2 protein-coding genes are annotated in these 1,305 nt (G+C 38.5%); both read right to left on the bottom strand.

Annotated features, from left to right (window positions below):
* Positions 1-85 precede the first annotated feature (85 nt).
* Positions 86-961, bottom strand: a complete 876-nt coding sequence (locus QWY86_RS09350; protein ID WP_353958911.1) for an IS3 family transposase — start codon at positions 959-961, stop codon at positions 86-88.
* Positions 946-1,236, bottom strand: coding sequence for a transposase (locus QWY86_RS09355; RefSeq protein WP_290241231.1), 291 nt, complete (start codon positions 1,234-1,236; stop codon positions 946-948). Before QWY86_RS09355 ends, QWY86_RS09350 begins: the two co-directional genes overlap by 16 nt.
* Positions 1,237-1,305 lie beyond the last annotated feature (69 nt).

Raw genomic sequence — 1,305 nt, forward strand, 5'->3', positions numbered from 1 at the left:
TGGAATTGCAATAGTATACTAGAGATTTTTTCTCGTCAGATATTTTTTTTGAGATGCATTAATTTAGATTCCTTTTGGATGCAAATTATGCGGCTCTTTTTTTGTTCATTATCGTTTTTTCAACCTCTAAGGGAGTCAAATAACCTAATGAGGAATGGATTCTTTTTCTGTTGTACCAAACCTCTATGTATTCAAATATTGCCAGATATGCCTGGTTCTTATTTTTGAAAGTTCTTCGATAAACCATCTCAGTTTTCATTGTTTTAAAGAAACTCTCTGCAACTGCATTATCCCAACAATTTCCTTTCCTGCTCATGCTCTGAATTATTGGTAATCCCATCAACTGTTTCCTAAACTCTGAACAAGCATACTGAACTCCCTGATCAGAGTGGAATAATAGTGTATCTTCAATCCTTCTGTTTGCTTTTGCCATCTGGAATGCCCTAACCGTTGTGTTTTTTGCTTCCATATTATCACTTAGCGACCAGCCAATTACCTTTCTGTCCGCAAGGTCGATAACCGTTGTCAAGTAAACCCATCCGGAGCCTGTGCGTATATAAGTAAGGTCTGAAACCCATTTTTCTCCTGGTCTTGTAGCCGAAAAATCTCTGTTAAGAACGTTTTCTGCCACAGGATGCACATGATCTGAATCCGTTGTTTTCACCCATTTCTTACGTATAACACTTTGAATCCCTGCCTTTCGCATTACCCTGGCCACTCTGGCCCTGGAAGCTTGGATACCTTTTTCAGCAAGCTTAGCTGCAATTCTCGGACTACCATAAATTTTCTTACTTTCCTGGTGGATCTTACTGATTTCTTCTAGTAGCAAGGTGCTTTCAACTTGACGTTTTCCCTTGGGATATTTTAACCAATAATAGAAACCGCTGTTACTTACCCGAAATACCCTACACATCATTTCAACTGGAAATATTCTTCGGTGTTCCTTTATGAATCCGAATATCTCCCGTCTCCCTTGGAAAAGATGCCGACAGCCTTTTTTAAAATGTCACGTTCCATTTGAGCATCTTTTAGCTCTTTTTGTAGCTTTTTAATCAGCTTCTGATCTTCAGTCAATTCAGTTATTCCTTGCCCGGATTCTGATTCCCGTTGTCTCCATTTACTTAAAAGAGTCTGGCTGATACCTAACTCATCAGCTACTTCTTTTACAGATCCTTTGCTGTAAGAAAGATCTATAGCCATCTTTCTGAAGGATTCATCAAACACTCGTCTGCCCATATAATCAAATTTAAAAGTTTCTTTCTAAATCTGACGACTAAATCCCTCTAGTCAAATGTAGCAACTCCA

Source organism: Pedobacter aquatilis (genome assembly GCF_030409415.1).
GTDB lineage: Bacteria > Bacteroidota > Bacteroidia > Sphingobacteriales > Sphingobacteriaceae > Pedobacter > Pedobacter aquatilis.